The organism is Methanobrevibacter sp., assembly GCF_045636185.1.
GTDB lineage: Archaea > Methanobacteriota > Methanobacteria > Methanobacteriales > Methanobacteriaceae > Methanocatella.
Genome location: NZ_JAZTXC010000044.1, coordinates 1 through 19,328, shown reverse-complemented (window position 1 = coordinate 19,328; position 19,328 = coordinate 1). Strand labels below are relative to the sequence as shown.

General features: G+C 33.7%; 17 protein-coding genes and 6 tRNA genes. 12 read left to right on the top strand and 11 right to left on the bottom strand.

The genetic code is table 11. From position 1 onward, the window contains the following. The 3 genes from ACKI3Q_RS02830 to ACKI3Q_RS02820 all read right to left on the bottom strand — a co-directional run. On the bottom strand, positions 1-634 hold a 634-nt coding region (locus ACKI3Q_RS02830), incomplete at its 3' end, for a DnaJ domain-containing protein (RefSeq protein WP_407414055.1). Between the two features lie 129 nt (positions 635-763). Then, positions 764-2,653 carry a molecular chaperone DnaK gene (gene dnaK, locus ACKI3Q_RS02825; protein WP_407414053.1) on the bottom strand — a complete coding sequence of 630 codons (1,890 nt, stop codon included), beginning with the start codon at positions 2,651-2,653 and terminating at the stop codon, positions 764-766. 45 nt (positions 2,654-2,698) lie between these two features. After that, on the bottom strand, positions 2,699-3,247 hold the full coding sequence (locus ACKI3Q_RS02820; protein WP_407414051.1) for a nucleotide exchange factor GrpE: 549 nt from the start codon (positions 3,245-3,247) through the stop codon (positions 2,699-2,701). A gap of 390 nt (positions 3,248-3,637) precedes the next feature. Between ACKI3Q_RS02820 and ACKI3Q_RS02815 the strand changes: the two genes are divergently transcribed. Beyond that, positions 3,638-4,207 carry an ArsR/SmtB family transcription factor gene (locus tag ACKI3Q_RS02815; protein WP_407414049.1) on the top strand — a complete coding sequence of 190 codons (570 nt, stop codon included), beginning with the start codon at positions 3,638-3,640 and terminating at the stop codon, positions 4,205-4,207. Between the two features lie 42 nt (positions 4,208-4,249). On the opposite strand, the gene hypF is transcribed toward ACKI3Q_RS02815, so the two are convergent. Beyond that, positions 4,250-6,484, bottom strand: a complete 2,235-nt coding sequence (gene hypF / locus ACKI3Q_RS02810) for a carbamoyltransferase HypF (RefSeq protein WP_407414047.1) — start codon at positions 6,482-6,484, stop codon at positions 4,250-4,252. 68 nt (positions 6,485-6,552) lie between these two features. Between hypF and larB the strand changes: the two genes are divergently transcribed. Both larB and ACKI3Q_RS02800 read left to right on the top strand, forming a co-directional pair. Continuing rightward, positions 6,553-7,320: a nickel pincer cofactor biosynthesis protein LarB gene (gene larB / locus ACKI3Q_RS02805; RefSeq protein ID WP_407414045.1), complete on the top strand. Its 768-nt coding sequence runs from the start codon at positions 6,553-6,555 to the stop codon at positions 7,318-7,320. A 1-nt stretch (position 7,321) separates the two neighbouring features. Continuing rightward, on the top strand, positions 7,322-7,861 hold the full coding sequence (locus ACKI3Q_RS02800; protein WP_407414043.1) for a GNAT family N-acetyltransferase: 540 nt from the start codon (positions 7,322-7,324) through the stop codon (positions 7,859-7,861). Here ACKI3Q_RS02800 and ACKI3Q_RS02795 read toward each other — a convergent pair. The 5 genes from ACKI3Q_RS02795 to ACKI3Q_RS02775 all read right to left on the bottom strand — a co-directional run bounded on the left by ACKI3Q_RS02795 (position 7,848) and on the right by ACKI3Q_RS02775 (position 14,012). Beyond that, on the bottom strand, positions 7,848-10,451 hold the full coding sequence (locus ACKI3Q_RS02795) for a CDP-glycerol glycerophosphotransferase family protein (protein WP_407414042.1): 2,604 nt from the start codon (positions 10,449-10,451) through the stop codon (positions 7,848-7,850). The two genes, ACKI3Q_RS02800 and ACKI3Q_RS02795, sit on opposite strands and share 14 nt — an antisense overlap. 24 nt (positions 10,452-10,475) lie before the next feature. After that, a complete protein-coding gene (gene hisE, locus ACKI3Q_RS02790; RefSeq protein ID WP_296886906.1) occupies positions 10,476-10,766 on the bottom strand; it encodes a phosphoribosyl-ATP diphosphatase in 291 nt (96 codons plus the stop codon). Beyond that, positions 10,756-11,559 carry a CBS domain-containing ParB/RepB/Spo0J family partition protein gene (locus tag ACKI3Q_RS02785; RefSeq protein WP_407414039.1) on the bottom strand — a complete coding sequence of 268 codons (804 nt, stop codon included), beginning with the start codon at positions 11,557-11,559 and terminating at the stop codon, positions 10,756-10,758. The genes hisE and ACKI3Q_RS02785 overlap by 11 nt, the downstream gene beginning before the upstream one ends. A gap of 10 nt (positions 11,560-11,569) precedes the next feature. Then, the gene (gene gatB / locus ACKI3Q_RS02780; protein ID WP_407414037.1) at positions 11,570-12,919 is read right to left on the bottom strand and encodes an Asp-tRNA(Asn)/Glu-tRNA(Gln) amidotransferase subunit GatB; all 1,350 of its coding nucleotides are present in this window, start codon (positions 12,917-12,919) and stop codon (positions 11,570-11,572) included. Between the two features lie 112 nt (positions 12,920-13,031). Then, a complete protein-coding gene (locus ACKI3Q_RS02775; protein WP_407414035.1) occupies positions 13,032-14,012 on the bottom strand; it encodes a radical SAM protein in 981 nt (326 codons plus the stop codon). Positions 14,013-14,218: 206 nt separating this feature from the next. On the opposite strand from ACKI3Q_RS02775, the gene ACKI3Q_RS02770 reads away from it, so the two are divergent. The 8 genes from ACKI3Q_RS02770 (at position 14,219) to ACKI3Q_RS02735 (ending at position 16,003) form a co-directional block, all read left to right on the top strand. Continuing rightward, a tRNA-Asn gene (locus ACKI3Q_RS02770) sits at positions 14,219-14,291 on the top strand. A 5-nt stretch (positions 14,292-14,296) separates the two neighbouring features. Beyond that, positions 14,297-14,370: transfer RNA gene (locus tag ACKI3Q_RS02765), tRNA-Ile, on the top strand. A gap of 25 nt (positions 14,371-14,395) precedes the next feature. Then, positions 14,396-14,470, top strand: a tRNA-Glu gene (locus ACKI3Q_RS02760). Between the two features lie 52 nt (positions 14,471-14,522). Beyond that, positions 14,523-14,605 (top strand) — tRNA-Leu (locus ACKI3Q_RS02755). Positions 14,606-14,639: 34 nt separating this feature from the next. After that, positions 14,640-14,715 (top strand) — tRNA-His (locus tag ACKI3Q_RS02750). Between the two features lie 28 nt (positions 14,716-14,743). Beyond that, on the top strand, positions 14,744-15,151 hold the full coding sequence (hjc, locus tag ACKI3Q_RS02745) for a Holliday junction resolvase Hjc (RefSeq protein WP_407414033.1): 408 nt from the start codon (positions 14,744-14,746) through the stop codon (positions 15,149-15,151). 49 nt (positions 15,152-15,200) lie between these two features. Further along, a tRNA-Trp gene (locus ACKI3Q_RS02740) sits at positions 15,201-15,348 on the top strand. Between the two features lie 46 nt (positions 15,349-15,394). After that, positions 15,395-16,003 (top strand): MBL fold metallo-hydrolase, encoded by a 609-nt coding sequence (locus ACKI3Q_RS02735; RefSeq protein ID WP_407414031.1) that lies wholly within the window; start codon positions 15,395-15,397, stop codon positions 16,001-16,003. 1 nt (position 16,004) lies between these two features. Here the strand turns inward: ACKI3Q_RS02735 and ACKI3Q_RS02730 are convergent, their stop codons facing one another. Then, complete coding sequence (locus tag ACKI3Q_RS02730; RefSeq protein WP_407414029.1) at positions 16,005-16,658, bottom strand: potassium channel family protein; 654 nt, start codon at positions 16,656-16,658, stop codon at positions 16,005-16,007. Between the two features lie 54 nt (positions 16,659-16,712). Beyond that, positions 16,713-18,146, bottom strand: coding sequence for a TrkH family potassium uptake protein (locus ACKI3Q_RS02725; protein ID WP_407414027.1), 1,434 nt, complete (start codon positions 18,144-18,146; stop codon positions 16,713-16,715). Positions 18,147-18,223: 77 nt separating this feature from the next. Here ACKI3Q_RS02725 and ACKI3Q_RS02720 point away from each other — a divergent pair, with 77 nt between their 5' ends. Continuing rightward, positions 18,224-19,276 (top strand): UPF0104 family protein, encoded by a 1,053-nt coding sequence (locus ACKI3Q_RS02720; RefSeq protein ID WP_407414025.1) that lies wholly within the window; start codon positions 18,224-18,226, stop codon positions 19,274-19,276. Positions 19,277-19,328: the final 52 nt, after the last annotated feature.

The following is a 19,328-nucleotide window of genomic DNA, read 5'->3' as shown; positions in this document are numbered from 1 at the left end:
GACATTTATCACATGGTTCAGTAATTATTTTACCTGTTCCTCCACATTGGCGACATGGTCTTACATTAACCATCTGGCCTAAAAATGTGTTGCTGACCTCTTTTATTTGACCTGTTCCCTTACATGTTGGACAGGTTTCAGGGTCATGGCCAGGTTTTGATTTTGAACCGTTACATGTTGGACAAAGTTCACTTCTTGTGACTTTGATTTCTTTTTCACAGCCATGGAACGCTTCTTTAAGAGTTATATGAACATCAGTGTAAATATCGGATCCTCTTTGCGGACCTGTTCTGCCTCTTGATCGTGAACCTCCACCAAAACCAAATAAATCGAAGATATTACCAATATCAAATCCTTGGAATATATCATCAAAGTTTATATTTTGATAGAAGTCTTCAGCGGTATATCCATCCATTCCGGCATGACCGAACTGATCGTATCTTTGACGTTTTTCATCATCAGACAATACTGCGTAAGCTTCACTTATTTCTTTGAATTTTTCTTCTGAACCTTCTTCTTCACTTACATCAGGATGGTATTTCATTGCCAGTTTACGATAAGCTTTCTTAATTTCCTTTTCATCAGCTGTTTTATCGACTCCAAGGACTTCGTAATAATCTCGCTTGTCTGCCATTTATTCACCTTGAAATTTGTTTAAAAAAATTAGATAAAAAAATAAAAATGTTTCATCTCGTTGTTAGTTTAATTTTATTGATTCTGATTCTGATTACCTACGCTGAGACAAAACATTTATTTCATAAATCTAATCATCTTTTACTTCGTAGTCCGCATCAATTGTGTCATCATCGTCTGAAGGTGAATCTTGAGTTTGAGCTCCTGCATTCGGATCTTGACCAGCTGCTTGTTGAGCTTGTGCTTCAGCCTGTGCTTGCTGATAGATTTTAGCACCAATTTCTTGGACTACTTTTTCTAATTCTTCGGTTTTTGATTTAATAGCTTCGATATCGTCTCCAGCTATGAGTTCTCTTAACTCACCAACTAATTTTTCAACATTTGATTTTTCATCTTCGGACACTTTGTCTCCGAGTTCCTCAATTGTTTTTTCAGATGTGTAAATTAATGAGTCTGCATTGTTTCTTACTTCAATTTCTTCTTGTTTTTTCTTATCTGCTTCAGCATTCATTTCTGCTTCTTTGATTTTTTGTTCGATTTCTTCATCAGATAATTTGGTTGAGGAAGTAATTGTAATAGCTTGTTCTTTACCTGTTCCTTTATCTTTTGCGGTAACGTTGATAATACCGTTTGCATCAATATCGAAGGTTACTTCAATTTGTGGAACACCTCTTGGTGCAGGTGGGATTCCTACTAATTGGAAACGGCCTAAGGATGTATTGTCTGCTGCCATTCTTCTTTCACCTTGCAATACGTTAATGTCTACAGATGGCTGATTGTCTGCTGCAGTTGAAAAGATTTGACTTTTCTTGGTAGGAATGGTAGTATTTCTTTCGATTAATGTGGTTGATACTCCACCTAAGGTTTCAATACCTAAGGATAATGGAGTTACATCTAAAAGAACTAAGTCTTTAATTTCTCCAGCCAATACTCCACCTTGGATAGCTGCTCCCATGGATACACATTCCATTGGGTCGATTCCTCTTTCAACTGGTTTGCCTATGAATTTTTCAACGAATGATTGTACGCATGGCATTCTGGTAGGTCCACCAACTAAAATGATTTTGTTAATTTCATTTTTGCTCATTTTTGCATCATCTAATGCTTGTTGCATTGGTTTACCTGATTTTTGGATAATTCCGTCAACTAATTCTTCTAATTTAGCTCTTGTTAAGCTTTCAATTAAGTTTTTAGGAGTTCCATCAGATCCCATTGCAATGAATGGCAAGTTAACTTCAGTAGTTAAGGTAGTGGATAGTTCGATTTTTGCTTTTTCAGCAGCTTCTCTTAATCTTTGTACTGCTTGATCGTTATCTCTTAAATCGATTCCTTCTTTTGCTTTAAATTCATCAGCTAAGTAATTGAGTAATACGTTATCCATATCGGTACCACCGAGTTGGGTATCTCCGCTTGTGGATTTTACTTCAAATACTCCACCACCGAATTCCATAATGGTTACGTCTAAGGTACCTCCACCTAAATCGTATACCATAATATTAATATCATCGTCATCCTGTTTGTCTAAACCGTATGCGAGGCTTGCTGCAGTAGGTTCGTTTACAAGTCTTACAACATCCAATCCTGCAATGGTACCCGCATCTTTTGTTGCAGTCCTTTGGTTGTCGTCAAAGTAAGCAGGTACGGTAATAACTGCTTTTTCAATAGGTTCGCCTAAGAAGGTTTCAGCATCTTTTTTGATTTTTTGCAAGATGAATGCTGAGATTTCTTGTGGTGAGTATTGTTTTCCGTTTGCAGTTACTTTTTTGTCTGTACCCATTAATCTTTTGATTGCACTAATGGTGTTTTCAGGGTTTGTAACAGCTTGTCTTCTTGCCGGTTCACCAACTAACATTTGTCCGTCTTCACTAAATGCAACATAACTTGGGAATGATTTACCATATTGGCTTGCTCCTTCTGCTGAAGGAATTGTGGTTGGTTTTCCTCCTACAAGTACAGATGCTGCTGAGTTACTTGTACCTAAGTCGATTCCAATGATTTTTTCTTTTTTATTATCTGACATAATTATCACCAATTTTTTAATTAATAAATTATTTAATAAGCATGATTATTTTTTACAAACAATTACTTTTGAGTATTTTAAAACTTTATCTTTATACATGTATCCTTTCATCAGTTCATCTATAACGTATCCGTTTTCAACGTCTTCACTTTCCTGAACCATTAATGCTTCATGTTTGTTCAGGTCGAATTTTTCTCCTTTGGCAGGAATCTCTTCAACGCCTTCTTTGGTCAAGACATCTTTGAATTTGTTATAGACTAACTCAACGCCTTCTCTGAAATCTTCATCATTTTCGATTGTAAGGGATCTTTCAAGGTCTTCATAGCAATCGAGGAATTCTTTTATGAGATTTTCATTTGCAAATTTTACGATTTCAACATTTCTCTTGTCTGTGATTTTTTTGAAATTTTCAAAATCTGCCTGAAGTCTTTGGGATAGTGAGACATATTCCTCAGTTTCGCCTTCCTGTTTTTCGAGGTCTTCTTTTAGGGAGGATATCTCTTCATCTTTTTTGGCCAACTCCTCAAGAAGCTCGTCATATTCTTCTTGAAGGTCTTTTTTTTCTTCAACTTCTTCTTTTTTCTTTTTTGCCATTAACTCACCTTTTGTATTATTAAAAACTCTTTGTAATAACTCACGGCAGAGAATTACTATTTTTGAACTTCAATAATTTGGTTTTTAGGAATTTATGGACATATAGGAAAATGGTTCATCTTTCAAGAGTTATTACTCCGAGTTTTTGAAACCAAATATTAAAGTAACAAAAAGTTATCTTTCTCCTACATTATTATAGTAACAAAAGGTTATATAAAGGTTTCGGTTTTTTCTGTTAAAATGTTATTTTAAAATTTTCATGATGATTTTTGGTATCGGAATATGATATTTAATAACATTCATTCGAAGTGAAAATGGGGTCGATTTTTTTCCAGGAAAATATTATAGTAACAAAAAGTTATATAAAGGTTTTTGACATAATGTATAATCATGACTGATACAAATGATATTAAAAAAAATACCAAGTTCCAGAATAAGGGTAATTCCTCTTCGGAAAGTATTGAAATCCGTGGAAATTATGGAAGCGATCTTGGTGATATAGATAAAGAAGATATTTTGGATGTAATGGGCTGTAAAACGAGAAGAGATATAATTGACCTCTTAAGACAGGAACCGATGTTTGTAAGTGAAATCTCAAATGAACTGAATGTTGGTCAAAAAGCGGTTATCGCTCACTTGAGGGCTATGGAAGAAGTAGGAATATTGAACTCCTCATATAAAAAGATACTGAGAGGAAGACCGCGTAAATACTATGATTTGGATAATGAAGTAACTATACAGATTACAATCAATAAAAACTCATTTGACGTAAACTTCGATACTAAAGATACATTGCAATTGCCGTCAGGTGATGAATGGTCTAAATTATTGGATATTGAAAAAAGAATAGACAATGGTCAAATGGAAGCTCTTGAAGAGTTAAAAAATCAAATCAGATTATATGATAATCTTAAAGCAAGAGCAGAATATATACTTGAAAGAACTTTAAGAAGTAGATAATTTTTTTAATTTGTATTAGTTATAATCTTTTTTCTCTTTTTTTTATTTATCTCTTGTTTTTGCAACTATTATCTGACCCAAGCTGACTGAACCGTCTCCGCAGCAGGTATTTTTATGCTGGATGAAAGTATATTCATTTGATTCAATGTAATTTTTAACGGCATCTGTAATGGCTTCGTTGTAGAATACTCCACCAGTTGCACCAATGGTAGATATTCCTTTTTTGTCTGCAGATTGAATGGCAAGTTCACTTAATCCATTAGCTATTGTTTTTTGGGCAGCATTTGCAATATCTGCCTTTTTATGTCCTTTCAAATAAAGATCTACAACTTCCCTTAAAATTTCTGTAGTATTCAATGTATTTTTTTCAATAATCAGTGGCAATTCCAGTTCACTGGTTGAATAATATGCTGCAGATTCCAGCTTCATTGATGCTTCTCCTTCATATGTTCTTTCATTACATATTTCTAAAGCAGCTGAAACAGAATCCAGAACTCTGCCAGTACTTGTGGTCACACCAACATTAATTCCTGCATCAAGCTGTTTAAATATGTTTTTAATTTCCATTTCTCCGTATTTGAAGTATTTGATGTAATTTTTAATTAATTCTTCATCTTTCAGGATACTTAAAAGCATACGAATCGGATATTTTGTTGCAAGGTCTCCTCCAGGCATTTTTTGCCTTTCCAGATGAGCCAATCTTTCATAGCTTTTAATGTCGGTATAGAGAATTTCTCCGCCCCAGCTAGTATGGTCATCGCCATAACCCGTTCCGTCAGCAGCTATCACTATCATCTCATCAATATTATAATCGTTGGCCAGTGCCACCGCATGTGCATGATGGTGCTGAACAGGAATTACCTCAACTCCAAATTCATATGCCAATTTCGTTGTAAAAAACTGTGGATGTAAATCGCATGCAACTGCATCTATATCACATATCTTCGTAATTCTTTTCATATGCTTAATTGAATTTTTAAGAAAATTAAGTGTCTTTAATTTATTCGTGTTTCCGATATGCTGTGATGGGTATGCAATTGCACCAGTTGCAAGACAAAATGTAACATCAAGTTCTGGACCGAGAGACAGCACATTCAAGTCATTGACATCATAGTTTATTGTGTAAGGTTCTGGTGTATAACCTCTGGAACGGCGGATAAATGATAATTCATCATTTCTGAATCTTATAACTGAATCATCACATCTGTTTAATATTTTACGATTATGGACAAGTGAATAATCGCTGATACCGTTAATGATTTCTATATTGTCAATCATCATTGGCTCTCCGGGAATATTGGCTGAAGTCATGACATAAGTGTCGATTTCTCCCTCATCAAAAAGCAGATAGTGCATCGGGGAGTATGGAAGCATCACACCAATGTTGTGCAGGCCGGGTGATAAGCTTTCAGGGAAATTATAATTCTCATTTTTCTTTAAAATAACGATAGGTCTTTTGTTGGAAGTGATAGTTTCAATTTCATTTTCGGATAGCTGAGCGTATCTTTGCACGGATTTTAAATCGCTGCTCATAACAGCAAATGCCTGATTAGGTCTGTTCAATCTGGATCTTAATTCTTTTATAGCATCATCATTATATGCATCAACAACAAGATGGGTTCCGCCAATCCCTTTAATGGCTAAAATTTTACCATCATTCAATTTTTCAGCACCTAGTTTAATAGGATTGTCACAATCAATTAATTGGTCTCTTTTGTAAATTGCCATTTGAGGTCCGCAGTCACTGCAGCAGATTGCCTCGCCGTGATAACGTCTGTCAAGCGGATTTTTATACTCAACAAGGCACTCATCACATAAGGGAAACTCATCCATTGATGTTTTGTCCCTGTCATAGGGGACTGAATCGATTACAGTAAATCTTGGCCCGCAATCGGTACATGCATTGAAAGGATATTTATAGCGCCTGTCTGCAGGATTTCTGATTTCTTCCAGACAGCTGTCACAGATTGCAATGTCGGGAGGTATTACGCTAACTCCCGAATATGAATCAGAACTTTCAATAATTTTAAACTCATCAAAATTGCTTTCATCTATATCTTTAACTTCAATAGAATCAATTCTTGCAATTGGGGGCAGTTCATTCTGCAGTCTTTCAGTAAATAACTCAATATTGTCTCCTTCAAGAATAATTTCAACTACATTTCCTAAATTTCTTACATAACCTTTTAAATTCAAATCTGTAGCTAACCTATATACATAGGGTCTAAAACCAACACCCTGAACAATTCCCTGAGTTAAAATCTTTTTCGCTGTCATAAATATTATAGTATTTAGGCTTAATTATTCATAAGTTTTTTTAATATCTTTAACCTTAAATTACTATTATGAGGGAAATACTTGAAAAATTAATCAATGAAGAAATAGATTTGGAAACCGCAGAAAATCTAATCAAATCTCAAAATATTTTGGAATTGGATGAAGTTGCCAAATTGGATTCCAACCGTCAAATTAGAACAGGCTTTCCAGAAGCCGTTTTTGCTCCAAGCAAGGATTATGAAGACTTGTTGTTTATTGTAAAAAGATACTTTGAAAGCGAAAACCCTCAAAATCTCATCATTACAAAGTTGACCCTCAAGAGATATGAGAAACTTCTAAAAGATTTGGAGTATCTTGAAGATTTAATTTTTGATTATAATAAAAAAGGTCAGATTTTAGTAATTAAAGTTAATGAAACTAAATCAAAGCCAATTGCTAAAATTGGTATTTTAACTGCCGGAACATCTGATATTAATGTTGCTGAAGAAGCAAAGGTTATCATTGAGGAAAGCGGCTGTGAGGCCATCACCTCCTATGACATTGGTGTGGCCGGAATCCACAGGCTATTCCCACAGATTGCCTATATGGTTAAGGAAGGGGTTAAGGTATTGATTGTCTGTGCAGGAATGGAAGGAGCACTTCCATCAGTTGTAGCAGGCCTTGTAGATATTCCTGTTATTGCTGTTCCAACATCAGTCGGCTATGGTGTCGGTGAAGGTGGACGTGTTGCACTGGATTCAATGCTCCAATCATGTGCTCCGGGAATAGCTGTAGTAAATATTGATAACGGGTTTGGGGCTGCAGTATTTGCTTTAACCATTGTAAAAAGCAGATAATATGAAATATGTAACATTTGACCCTGAAATTCATGATGCAAATAAGATTGCCACATTTATTTATGATGTTGATTTTAGAACATTTGACAAGCTTTTTTCTTCAAAAGAAAAGGCTATTTCAGCTATTGAAAAAAGTCTGAAAATGGAAGAATGCATAAAAGTCATATATGATGATGAAACTCTCATTGGAATACTGATGTTTTCCACTTATGACAAAAAAATTAAGACTCATTTCGCTTCCCTTAAGCTGCTTATTGTTGATATCCTGGATTATTTCGTTATATGTGATATTAAAAAAGGCGATTTTTATATAGCTGGTTTTGCAATTGATGAAAATCAAAGGTCAAAAGGTTATGGAACTAAAGTAATTAAAGATGTCATTGATTATGCTCGTAAAAATAATTATAAAAGAATTATTCTTGATGCAGACTTTAGAAACCCAAGAGCAAAATCACTATACGAAAGATTGGGATTCAAGGTTTTCAATAAGAAATCCTTTTTAAAAAGAGGGATGTATAATATGGAGTTCAAACTTTCCTAGGGAGCCTTCTGATTGCATCATAGACTCTCATTGAATTGTTATTGTCTGTAAATAGGAAATATGCTTTGATGCGTTTTTCATATTTTTCTTTTATTTCACAGTTGTTTTTCATGTATTCAATAATTTCATCCACAAGATCATCCTCGCTTTTGCAGATTTCACCAAAGCCCATTGTTTCATAGTCAAAGTAACTTTCATTTAGATTAAAGTGATAATCTTCACCATAATGATAATATAAGACGGGTTTATTTAGATAAGCAAAATCAAAAGCAACAGACGAATAGTCAGTAATTAAAAGTGACCCATGGTTAAATACGTTATGGTATCTTTCATGTTCATAGTCAATTTTCACGGTATTGTTCGTATCGAATAAATCTATAAAATCATAAACGTTTGGATGTGGCTTAAAAACGATTTCATAATCGTATTTCTTTGAAGCCTCAATCAATCTTTCATTGTTAATCAAGGAATTAAATTTTTTGAAGAATCCAGAGTTTAAAACTATTTCATTTGATTTGAATTTAAGGAATCTTCTCCAGGAGGGCATAATTAAAACTTTTCTTTTATCTTCTTTCCTTTTCAATCTGTCAAATCTTGGAAATCCAAGCAATTTAACTACTTCTTTTTTATAGTTGTAGGGATATTTAAAAATTGATTTATATTCAAGTTTTGATGCCGTTAAAAACATTTGTAAATGTTTATCATATTCGTTAAGCCATGAGGATACATTGTCTTTTGTAATACCGTGCTGCAAAAATATTGTTGAGGATTTTAAAAGACCTGCAAAAAATGGATAATTTCCCCAAAATGGGTAGATAATATTGTTGTCCGGGTGTGATGTAATGATTTTTTCAGCGTATAATCCGATAAAACGATGTTTGATGGATTTATAATGCAGAACATCTCCTATTTTTTTCATATCTTCCATGTCTTTGCTGTTTTTTTTTAAGACAAAATATTTTTTGATGTGGGTATCTTTTTCCTGGGCATATTTGAAAAGCTGTCTTCCATTATCATCCGCCATATTGGGCAAATCCATGAATAGCCAAATTCTTTTATTTCTCATATAGGGATAGCTAAACAAATACATCAATCTTAATGGAATACCAGTTTTATATCCTTTTTCACGCTTTTTCAACATGGAATATATTGTTTTAAGTTCTTTTTTTATCCAATCTCCAGTCTTTTTCTTTTTGACGATAATTTTATTGTTTCCGTCCAAATAGGATAAGTAATCTTTAGTTTTGGCATACCCAACGATTTTTGAAAAGTTGCAGGGTCTTGAAAAGTCAATATATAAATTAGGAAATATTTTATTTCTGCTTTTAAATGTAATTTCATATTTTTTGTCATAATTTAGAGGAATTTTCACTTCAAATGAATAATTTGTTCCATATTTATAGCTTAAACTATATTTGTCCCTTTGTGGAAATTTCAATTCCTTTGATTCAATTTTTTCACCATTCAGATAAACATCTGCGATATTATTAAACATTGTCGGCAAATCACCTACAATATGCAGTGTATTGTCAATGATTTCATAAACATCAATATAAACGGTATTCAGATTTAGTCTTGAAATGATTTTATTTTCTATATTGGAATATTCAGGGGTATTTTCATATTTTTTATGTTTGAAAAATAATATGTTCGCCTTTAAAATATCCTCTATCTCTTTTTGATTGTATATCACTTCATCATCGATATATTGGAGTATTTCATAAAGCTGTTTTCTCAATTCTTTGATTTCGATTATCGTTAAAATTTTATTGACTGAGGATATGTCGAATAGCCATTGAAGGTCATACATTATTGTATATTGGATAAATGAAGGAACTTCACCATATGATTCAATGCTTTTGTCAATTAGAAACTTAAAATAGTTTTTTGCACGGGCATTGAAATAATCCTTTTTAAGGGATGAATTATCAATAAGTGATGATTTTTCTTCTCTTTTTCGATAATAATATTTCCCATCTTTACAAAAACCTATTTTTGGATTTTTTAAAAGTAATTGGTTAATAAAAACAACATCTTCTGATACTAGTAGATTTTTGTCGAATTTCAAATCTCCAATTGCACTTCTTTTAAAAAATGAGGATGCTGAGGACATTTGTATGTGGTCCGGCATTTCCAAAAGATCAACGATCTTATCAGCATCATATTTAAAATTAAGATTATGTTCTCCTTTTTTTTCACCAAAGAAGTATATTGGTATTGATACTATGTCGATTTCATCGCTGTGGGTGTTAAAGAATCTTAAAATGCTTCTAAAAGTATTTGATGAAAGATAATCGTCGCTGTCCAGAAAGTTTACATATTTTCCATTTGCCTGTTTAAGACCAATATTTCTGGTTTCTGAAGGACCTAAATTTTCATCATTTTCAATGTATTTAATATTTTTAGGATATTTGGCTTTAAATTCTTTACAGATGCTTCCTGTGTTGTCAGTACTAGCATCATTAACAATAATGATTTGAATATTTTTCTCAAAATCAATACTTTGGTTAATTATACTATTAATGGTTTTTGAAATCCATAAATCAGAATTATATGCGGCAATAACTACAGAAAAATTGAATTCGCTCATTAATAGCCAACCCTTAATAATAAATTATTTTCTTCTTCTTTCAAATTCTTCAAATAGTTCATCTATGTCTATTCCTTTATAGACAAGCAGCAATAATGTGTGAAAAATCAAATCAACAGATTCATAAACTAAATTTTCATCATTTTTGCTGGCTATCAATACTTCACCGCATTCTTCAGCAATCTTTTCAAGTATCTTATCTTCTGCTTTTTTGTCACTGTCTTGCATTATATTTGAAGTATATGAATCAATTGGGTTGTCTCTTCTACTTTCAAGGACTTCCCAAACTTCTCTTATTATCTTTTCATTCGCCATGTGATTCACTATCCTGGATACTTTCGGTAATAGCTATTAATGGGTGTTTATCATCGTCAATAATAGTAATGTCTTCAAATTTCTTAATGCCTGCTTTATCTGCAGTTTTTTCCATACCTAACTTAATGTCTTGACCCAAGTCAACCACATATGAATCTACGGTTTTACAGCCCATCTGTTTGGAAGCCACTGCTCTGTGGTGTCCATCAACTAAAATCCATCTGTCTCCAGTTTTAACTACAATGGCAGGTTCTGCTAAACCTTTCTTTAATTCATAGCTTCTTCCTTCAAGTTCATCCGCATAAACTCTGTCTTGAGTAGGTCTTAATTTTTCTGTTGGGACTTTCATCCTCTTTAAAGTGGTTTTAATGCCATATAACTGTTCCATAGTATTTTTAAAGTATTCCACTTTATTTGGAGTTGACCTTTCAATGTGTGAACGGACCATATCTGTGTTTGTAATAATTCCAACAAGTATGCCGTTTTCATCAACAACAGGCATTCTTGATATTCCTCGTCTGAACATTACTCTGGAAGCGTCATTAATGGATAAATTTTCGTTAGCGACAACCAATTTAGTACTCATCATTCCTCTGACTTTATCCTTCCAATCTTTAGCAACGATATCGAATGCAGTTACCATTCCTACAAGTTTATTGTTTTCAACAACAGGATAACTGTTGTGATGGCTTTCTTTCATTAATGATATAATCTTTTCTGTTGGAGTATCTGGGGAAACACTAATAACATTCTTGGTCATGTAATCTTTAACAAATGATTTATTTTGAGCCATATTAATCTCCTTAAATATTTTCTTTCAAAAGTTTGACTGTTTCGCCAGGGTCTGCCTTTCCGCGAGTCAATCTCATGACTTGACCAACAAGGAAATTAAGTGAAGCTTTCTGTCCATCATGGTAATCTTGAACAGCTTTTGGATTTTCATCAATAGCCTGTTTAACTGCTGCCAATACTTCATCATCTTTTACAACACCAAGCAAACCTAATTCCTCAGCTATTTGTTTAGGTGTTTTATCATTGTTTGGCATTTGTTCAATGATTCTTTGACCTGCTTTGGTTGTGATTTCTTTATTTTCAAGCATTTGCAAGAATTCAATTAAATTTTCAACGGTAATTCCACTATCTGCATAGTCTAATTTGTTGTATGATAAGACTCTTTTAAGTTCATCTCTCATCCATTTAGCAGCAAATACTGGATCAACTTCTTTTACAACTTCTTCATATGAAATAGCTAAATCTAGCTCTGAAGTTAATACTTTTGCGGTTTCTTCATCAATGCCATAATCTTTTACAAACCTTTCAACCTTGTGGTGAGGAGCTTCAGGCATTACTTCCTTAACTTTTTCAATTAATTCATCAGGAATTTCCATTGGAGGTAAGTCTGGATCTGGGATAAATCTATAATCGTCAGCATCTTCTTTCAATCTCATTCGGGTTGTAATCATTTGGCTTTCAATATAAGCACGTGTTTCCTGTGGAATTTCAACTCCTCTTTTAATGAGATTTTTTTGTCTCACTATTTCGAATTTCAATGCTCTGTATGCACCTTTAATGGAGTTAACGTTTTTCATTTCAACCCTGTTTCCACCATTAAGTGAAACATTAACATCCGCTTTCATGGAGTTTTCTCCACGTGCAGCACCACTGTATTGTAAAACACGAATAATTTCTTTTAAGAAGTTCCTTGCCTCTTCAGGGGATGTAATGTCAGGTTCTGTAACAATCTCTACTAGGGGGATTCCTGAACGGTTGAAGTTAACAATACCTCTGTCTGGTTTGTACTGACCAGGGTCTTCTTCAATGTGGATTTCTCTAATTCTAATTCCATTTAATTCTCCTTCGTATCCGATAGGTACAGAAGTTCTTTGATATCCTGAAGACAAGTCCGGGTAATCATAATGTTTTCTCATAAAGTAGGTAAATCCTTGATCTATTTTACAGTTCAACATCAAAGAAATCATCAATGCATTTTCAATTGCATGCTGATTGGTCGGATGAGGTTTAGCACCTGGTTGATTTAAACAAACTGGACAAATGTTTTGATTAATAGGTGCCTCGTTAAAATTTGTCGGGCAATCACAGAATAATTTTGATTCAGTTTCTAATTGTACGTGGATTTCAAGTCCACACATCATACTAAAATCGTCGCTAATATTAATTCCTCCATTTGGAAATTTTTTTTAAAAATTTATATTATTATAATATATATAAAATGGGACTTATAAAGATTGTCAAAAATCAGTTATTTCAGTACTTATTTTTAAGAGATTCCTTAATATACCTTTTAATAAATTTATCTAAATCCGGTGAAACTTCACTTTTTTCAGGACCTAATTTAGTTTTATCAGTAAATGTTCCTTTTAATTCTCTACCTGCCCATTTAACTTCTTCTTCAACTCTTTTACCATATTTTGTTCCGAACATTTTAAAAAGAGGGAATTTTGTAATTCCATTGGCGCCGCTTAAAATTAAAATTCCAATATTTGCAAGGTTATCAATCCATGTGCCGCATATGATTTCAATTTTTGGAAATTCCAAACGAACCCTAGCCACTACCTGTGCATAGTAAAGTGATGCCGGCTGTGATTTGTCTGCATAAATTGTTTCTTTGTGGGGATTCAGAGAATAAAAAATTACTCTGTCAATATCATGTTCTCTGATGTAATCTATAATGTATTTAATATCATCCAGACTTTCACCAAGGCCCAATATTATTGTTATTGCTTTTTTAAAGCCTAAATTCCCGGCAGTATCTAACATATTGCTGATGTCATCCAGACTTTTGGAGGGGCATACTCTGTTGTGAATTTCAGGATTTGCAACTTCAACCGCACCGGTTATGCCTTTGATTTCTGATCCGTATTCTGCTAATTCATCAGTGATTCCTGTATTTAACCAGACTCCATCTCCAGTAATATTTTTAATTGTAGTAGCTATTTCTTTTATTTCAGAAGTGGTGAACGATTTATATCCTCCGGATAAAAATTCAATGTTCCAGTCTAGACGTTTACACATTTCCGCTTCGGCATATATGTTGCTGACGTTTCGTCTGGCTTTTGTCGGATCTTTGATTTTATCTTTTTGTGTTGACATATAACAAAATGCACAGTCTCCTTTATCGCACCACCATGATAAAAAAACAGCTCGTTCGAGTGTCACTACATTGGAGTGTTTTTTAAGGGTTATTTCATTAGCATCCTTTATCAAATCAAATATATTGGAATCCATATTTTCAACTGTTTAATTAAATTTATATATTATTATGTTCTAAGTAATTAATAGTATTTTTCGTATGTTATTTGTTTTTTTCATTTTAATGTAGGAAAAACATAACTTTTATATACTAGTAAAAATATAATAGTAAAATACTGTTTAAAGTCTTTTGATTTTTAATCATGGGTTTATATTTGGTTAAGATAATGGGTTATCTATATGCCATCGTAGCTCAGTAGGTAGAGCGTTCGGCTGTTAACCGATTGGTCACAGGTTCGAGCCCTGTCGATGGCGCTTTTGGGCCCATAGCTTAGCCAGGTAGAGCGTCCGGCTCATAACCGGAAGGTCATGGGTTCGAATCCCATTGGGCCCATGTTACAAACCTTATTCATTCATTTGCTCCGGTGGTGTAGTCCGGCCAATCATTTCGGCCTTTCGAGCCGAAGACTCGGGTTCGAATCCCGGCCGGAGCATTTAAAAAAATTTGTTGAGATTTTTAATGGTTTCTTCACTTTCGTTTTATAAGCGGGGGTGCCCGAGAGGCCAAAGGGGACAGGCTTAGGACCTGTTGACGCAGGTCTACCAGGGTTCAAATCCCTGCTCCCGCATCTTACAATTTTTTTATTTTTAGTATATTTAACTGCCGGGGTAGGGTAGGTGGTCATCCTCCGGGACTGTGGATCCCGGGACTCGGGTTCAAATCTCGGCCCCGGCCCCATTTATAAACTTGTTTTTTGGTGTTATTCTTGGCAAAAAAAGGTTCTGCTGAAGAAAGAGATTTAGTACATAAGTTGTGGGATAGAGATTTTGCAGCTATGAGGGCTCCCGCTTCTGGAGGGGCTACAAAAAGACCATTACCGGATGTTGTTGCAGGTAATGGGAAGTTATATTTGGCTATTGAAGTTAAGACCACTACCAAGGATAAAATTTACATTGATGCTGAACAAATTGATGCTCTCTTGGAATTTTCAGGGATATTTGGTGCCAAATCATATATTGGTGTTAAATTCAAATACACTAAATGGCTATTTTTAGAGCCTGAAAATGCTGAAAGAACGAGAAATGGAAATTATAAAGTTGAAAAGGATTATGCATTAGAAAAAGGCTTAGAACTTGATGAGATTGCAGGTATTGATAAGCAAATGAAATTTTAACATAAACTTTATATACTAATTAAAATATAATTAATATTGTATGTTATGTGGGGTTATAGTGTAACCAGGCATCATCTGGGACTCCAGTTGTCTTTGAAGAAATATACGCGTAACTGAACAGTACTTGTTGTGATGATCAATTGGAGTACTGAGGCAAGAGATATCCCAGGATCGGGGTTCAAATCCCTGTGACCCCATTTTTATACAAACTTTTTTTTACTACTTTTTATAATAGTTATCTTCATGAGTTCTAATAATATTTTATTTATTCCGGGTTACAATATGGATTGTAATTGTTATTTAATCGATGATATGTTGGTTGATACTGGGACAGGATTTAATGAAGACTATTTGATTTCCCAAATTGAAAAACATGGTCTTAAAAGAGAAGATATTTCTTTGGTGGTCAATACTCATTGCCATTTTGACCATATTGGTGGCAATTACTTATTTGAAGATGCCGAAATTGCCATCCATGAACTTGATGCAATTTCAATGAGAAATGAGGACGATCTTGGAACTTCAATGAATGCTTTTGAAAATCATAATAATTCTAGAGTTGATATAGATTTAAAAGATGGTGACGAAATCAGAGGCTTTAAGGTTATTCACACACCAGGTCATACCAGCGGAGGAATATGTTTATGGGATGGTGTTAATTTAATTTCTGGAGATACCGTCTTTTCCCATGGTGGCGTTGGAAGATCGGACATTGGCGGAGATTGGAATGATTTGAAAGAGTCTGTTTTTAAATTAACTAAATTGGATGTAGTTAATTTGCTTCCAGGACATGGTCCAATCGTTGAAGGAAATGGAAAGGAACATATTAAGTTTTCATACCGCCAATTTTAAATTATCTTTCAAATTTTTTGGATACTTTGGAAAATGATCCTCTTTTAACAAGTACGGATACCTTTTCTCCACGGGCGATAATATTGTCCGGTTGAGGTATCTCTAATTTTCCATTCTTATACATGGCGATTATGATATAATCTTTAGTTGGGGATACGTCACCAACACGTTTTCCAACTGTTTTGTCATTAGTTATGGTCATTTCAAGAATTTCAGCATCTCCTTCACCAAGCTGAATTAAATCTGCAACGTTTGGTTTGGTTACTAATCTTTGTAAAGATTCTGCTGCAGTGATTTCCGGACTGATTACATTGTCTATTCCAACAGCCTTGAATGCTTCTTCGTGGTCGGGATTACTTACACGGGCAATAATGTTTGGAACATTATATTTTTTATTAACTAATATACAAGACAACAAGTTTGCTTCATCATTACCTGTGGTTGCGATAAAAAAGTCAGCATCTTCTATATTTGTTTCTTCAAGTATTTTAGAATTAGTTCCATTTCCATGGATAACTAATGCATCAAGTTCAGCTGCTGCTTCGTTACATAATGTTTCATCTTCCTCAATTAATGTTAAATCGTATCCCTCATCGATTAATAGGTTTGACAGAGATAGTCCTACACGTCCAATTCCCATAATTATTACATACATTAAATCACCCATTTTTATTAAATAATGAATATTGTATTTTCAGAACTTATAAATCTATCTTTTAAATACTTCAAAAAAGGACCGTAATGTAATTAATACTGGGTATATTTCCAGTCTTCCAGACCACATATTAAATATGCTTAAAAGTTTTAATTCGGGTTGAAGTGCTTGAGTAAGCTGACCTATTTCTAAACCTACATTGCCCTCAAGGGATATTGTGTAGAATAAGCTAACTATAGGGTCATGGCCATATAAACATATCACGGACCATGTAATTAGAATGCAGATTAAGTATAATGTTATATAATTTCCGCTTTGAAGAATTGCTTTTTCAGTTAGTTTGTGTCCGGAAATTTGAATTGGAATAACTCTGCCTTCTGGAGATAATATTTCACGTAAATGTTTGTATGTTCCTTTAAAAAATGTAATTACGCGTATTAACTTAATTCCCCCTACTGTAGACCCACTGGATCCACCAATTAACATAAATGTCATCAATACAATAAGTACAAACATCGGCCATGATCCCATTGTAGAAGCACTCTGTACGCTGGCACCTGTTGTTGTTACAGCAGATACAACGGTAAACAATATTTCAATTGGAACAATATGGGAGACCAAATAAATCAGAATTGTTCCTACTGCTATTAAACTAATCATTACTTTAAATTGCAAATCATGAATCAATGATTTTCCTCGGGTTTTGATAACTTTATAGTGAACTAAAAAGCTCGTTGCTCCCAAAATCATTAAAATAATTGTAATAAAGTAAATCATGTAATTATGATAAAAACCAATATTCATATTTTTAATACTCATACCTCCGGTTGAGATGATGGTAAATGTATTACAAACAGAATCGAAAGCGGGCATTCCGGCAAGTAAATACAATATTATTCCTGCGGCAGTATAAATCAAATAAATTTTAATGGTTTGTTTAAGGGTAGCTTTGGTAGATGGTTTGAGACGTTCTTCACGGGCTTCGGAGTCATACAGCTTTGCGGATGTAGTTCCAGGTTTTGTTAAAATTGATATAATCATAACAACTACTCCGAGTCCACCAACCCATTGTTGAAGGGCTCTGAAAAATAGAATACTTTGGGGTAGGATTTCCACATCGGGAAAAATTGTAATTCCGCTGCCTGTGAGTGCAGACATACTTTCAAATAGAGCATCTTCAATATTCATGCCTGTAATTAAGTACATTGCAAGTCCACACATAATACAGGCCCACAACCATGATAGGGATGATATGATCATACCATGTTTCATACGCATTTTACGGTCGGAGTGTTTATTAAACGACCTACTAAAAATAAATCCTAATGCAATTGAAATTAATCCTGGAATTGCATATCCTATTATATTAAATTCTAGATATATTAAATCAATAATAATGGGAATTAAACATAATACGCCAATTCCAATCATTAATAAACCAGAATTTCTGGCTATTAAAAAAACATCACCTTTATTAATATATCTCATAAAATAATTTCCCCCGTTATTACATTAGATAACTTTGAATAAATATATATATAAATTTTTAAGAAAAATAATATTATATGGATAAAAAAACTATCATGCTCCTTGCAATAAGTATTTTAATATTAGTCGTAATGCTATACTTTGTGGGTATAGATGATGTTATAAATGCTTTAAAAATTGCAAATTTATATCTGATTGGTTTAGCTATTGCTGTTCAGGTTTTTACTTATTTTTTATACACTATACGATGGAAAGTGTTAAATGATATTGCTGATTTAAACGCAAGTGTTTTTAAGTTACTTCCGATGACGCTTGTTGGTCTTGCAGTTAATAACATTACTCCTTCAGGTAGGGGTGGTGGAGAACCTGTAAGGGCATATCTTTTGGCTCGTGAAAAAGATTATCCTATGGAAGAGACATTTGCAGCTGTTGTGGCTGATAGGGCTTTGGATACTTTTCCATTTGTATTTTTAGCTATTTTGACTATTATAGGAATGACTTTGTATTTTGATTTTTCACCAGCTTTGCTAGTATTGATGGTCGTTGCTGTAATAGCTATTGTAATAATTTTAATTTTAGTTATTTATATGTCTATCAATCCTAATTTTGGTAAACGGGTTGATGGGTGGATTATTGGTCTGGTTAGAAGATTTTACAAGAAAAATTCTGAAGAATTTGAAGAGAAAGTCCATGGGGTGATTAAAGGTTTTCAGGATACCATGAATATGGTAATCCATAATAAGAAGGTATTATATTATGCACTCCCGTTATCTTTTATAATTTGGATATTTGAAATACTGAGGGTATATTTGGTATTTTTAGCATTTGGGGCTAATGTTAATCCTGTTGTAATTGGTGAAGTATTTATTCTGGCTTCCCTTGCAGGTATGATTCCTCTTCTTCCTGGTGGTCTCGGTGCTGTTGACGGTATAATGATTATATTTTATACTGCTGCAGGTATTACTGCATCTATTTCAGCCGGTGCTACTGTTATTGAAAGGTTAATTTCATTTTGGATGGCAACCATTCTTGGACTGGTAATTTTACCATATTATGGTTCTTCAGTTTTAGATAAAATATCCTTCGGTTCGGATACAGAAGAGATATCTGATGAACTTGAAAATGACTAAATAGAAAACTAAGTCGGAGGCCAAGCGGTCTTAGGAAGACAACTGTGGTACC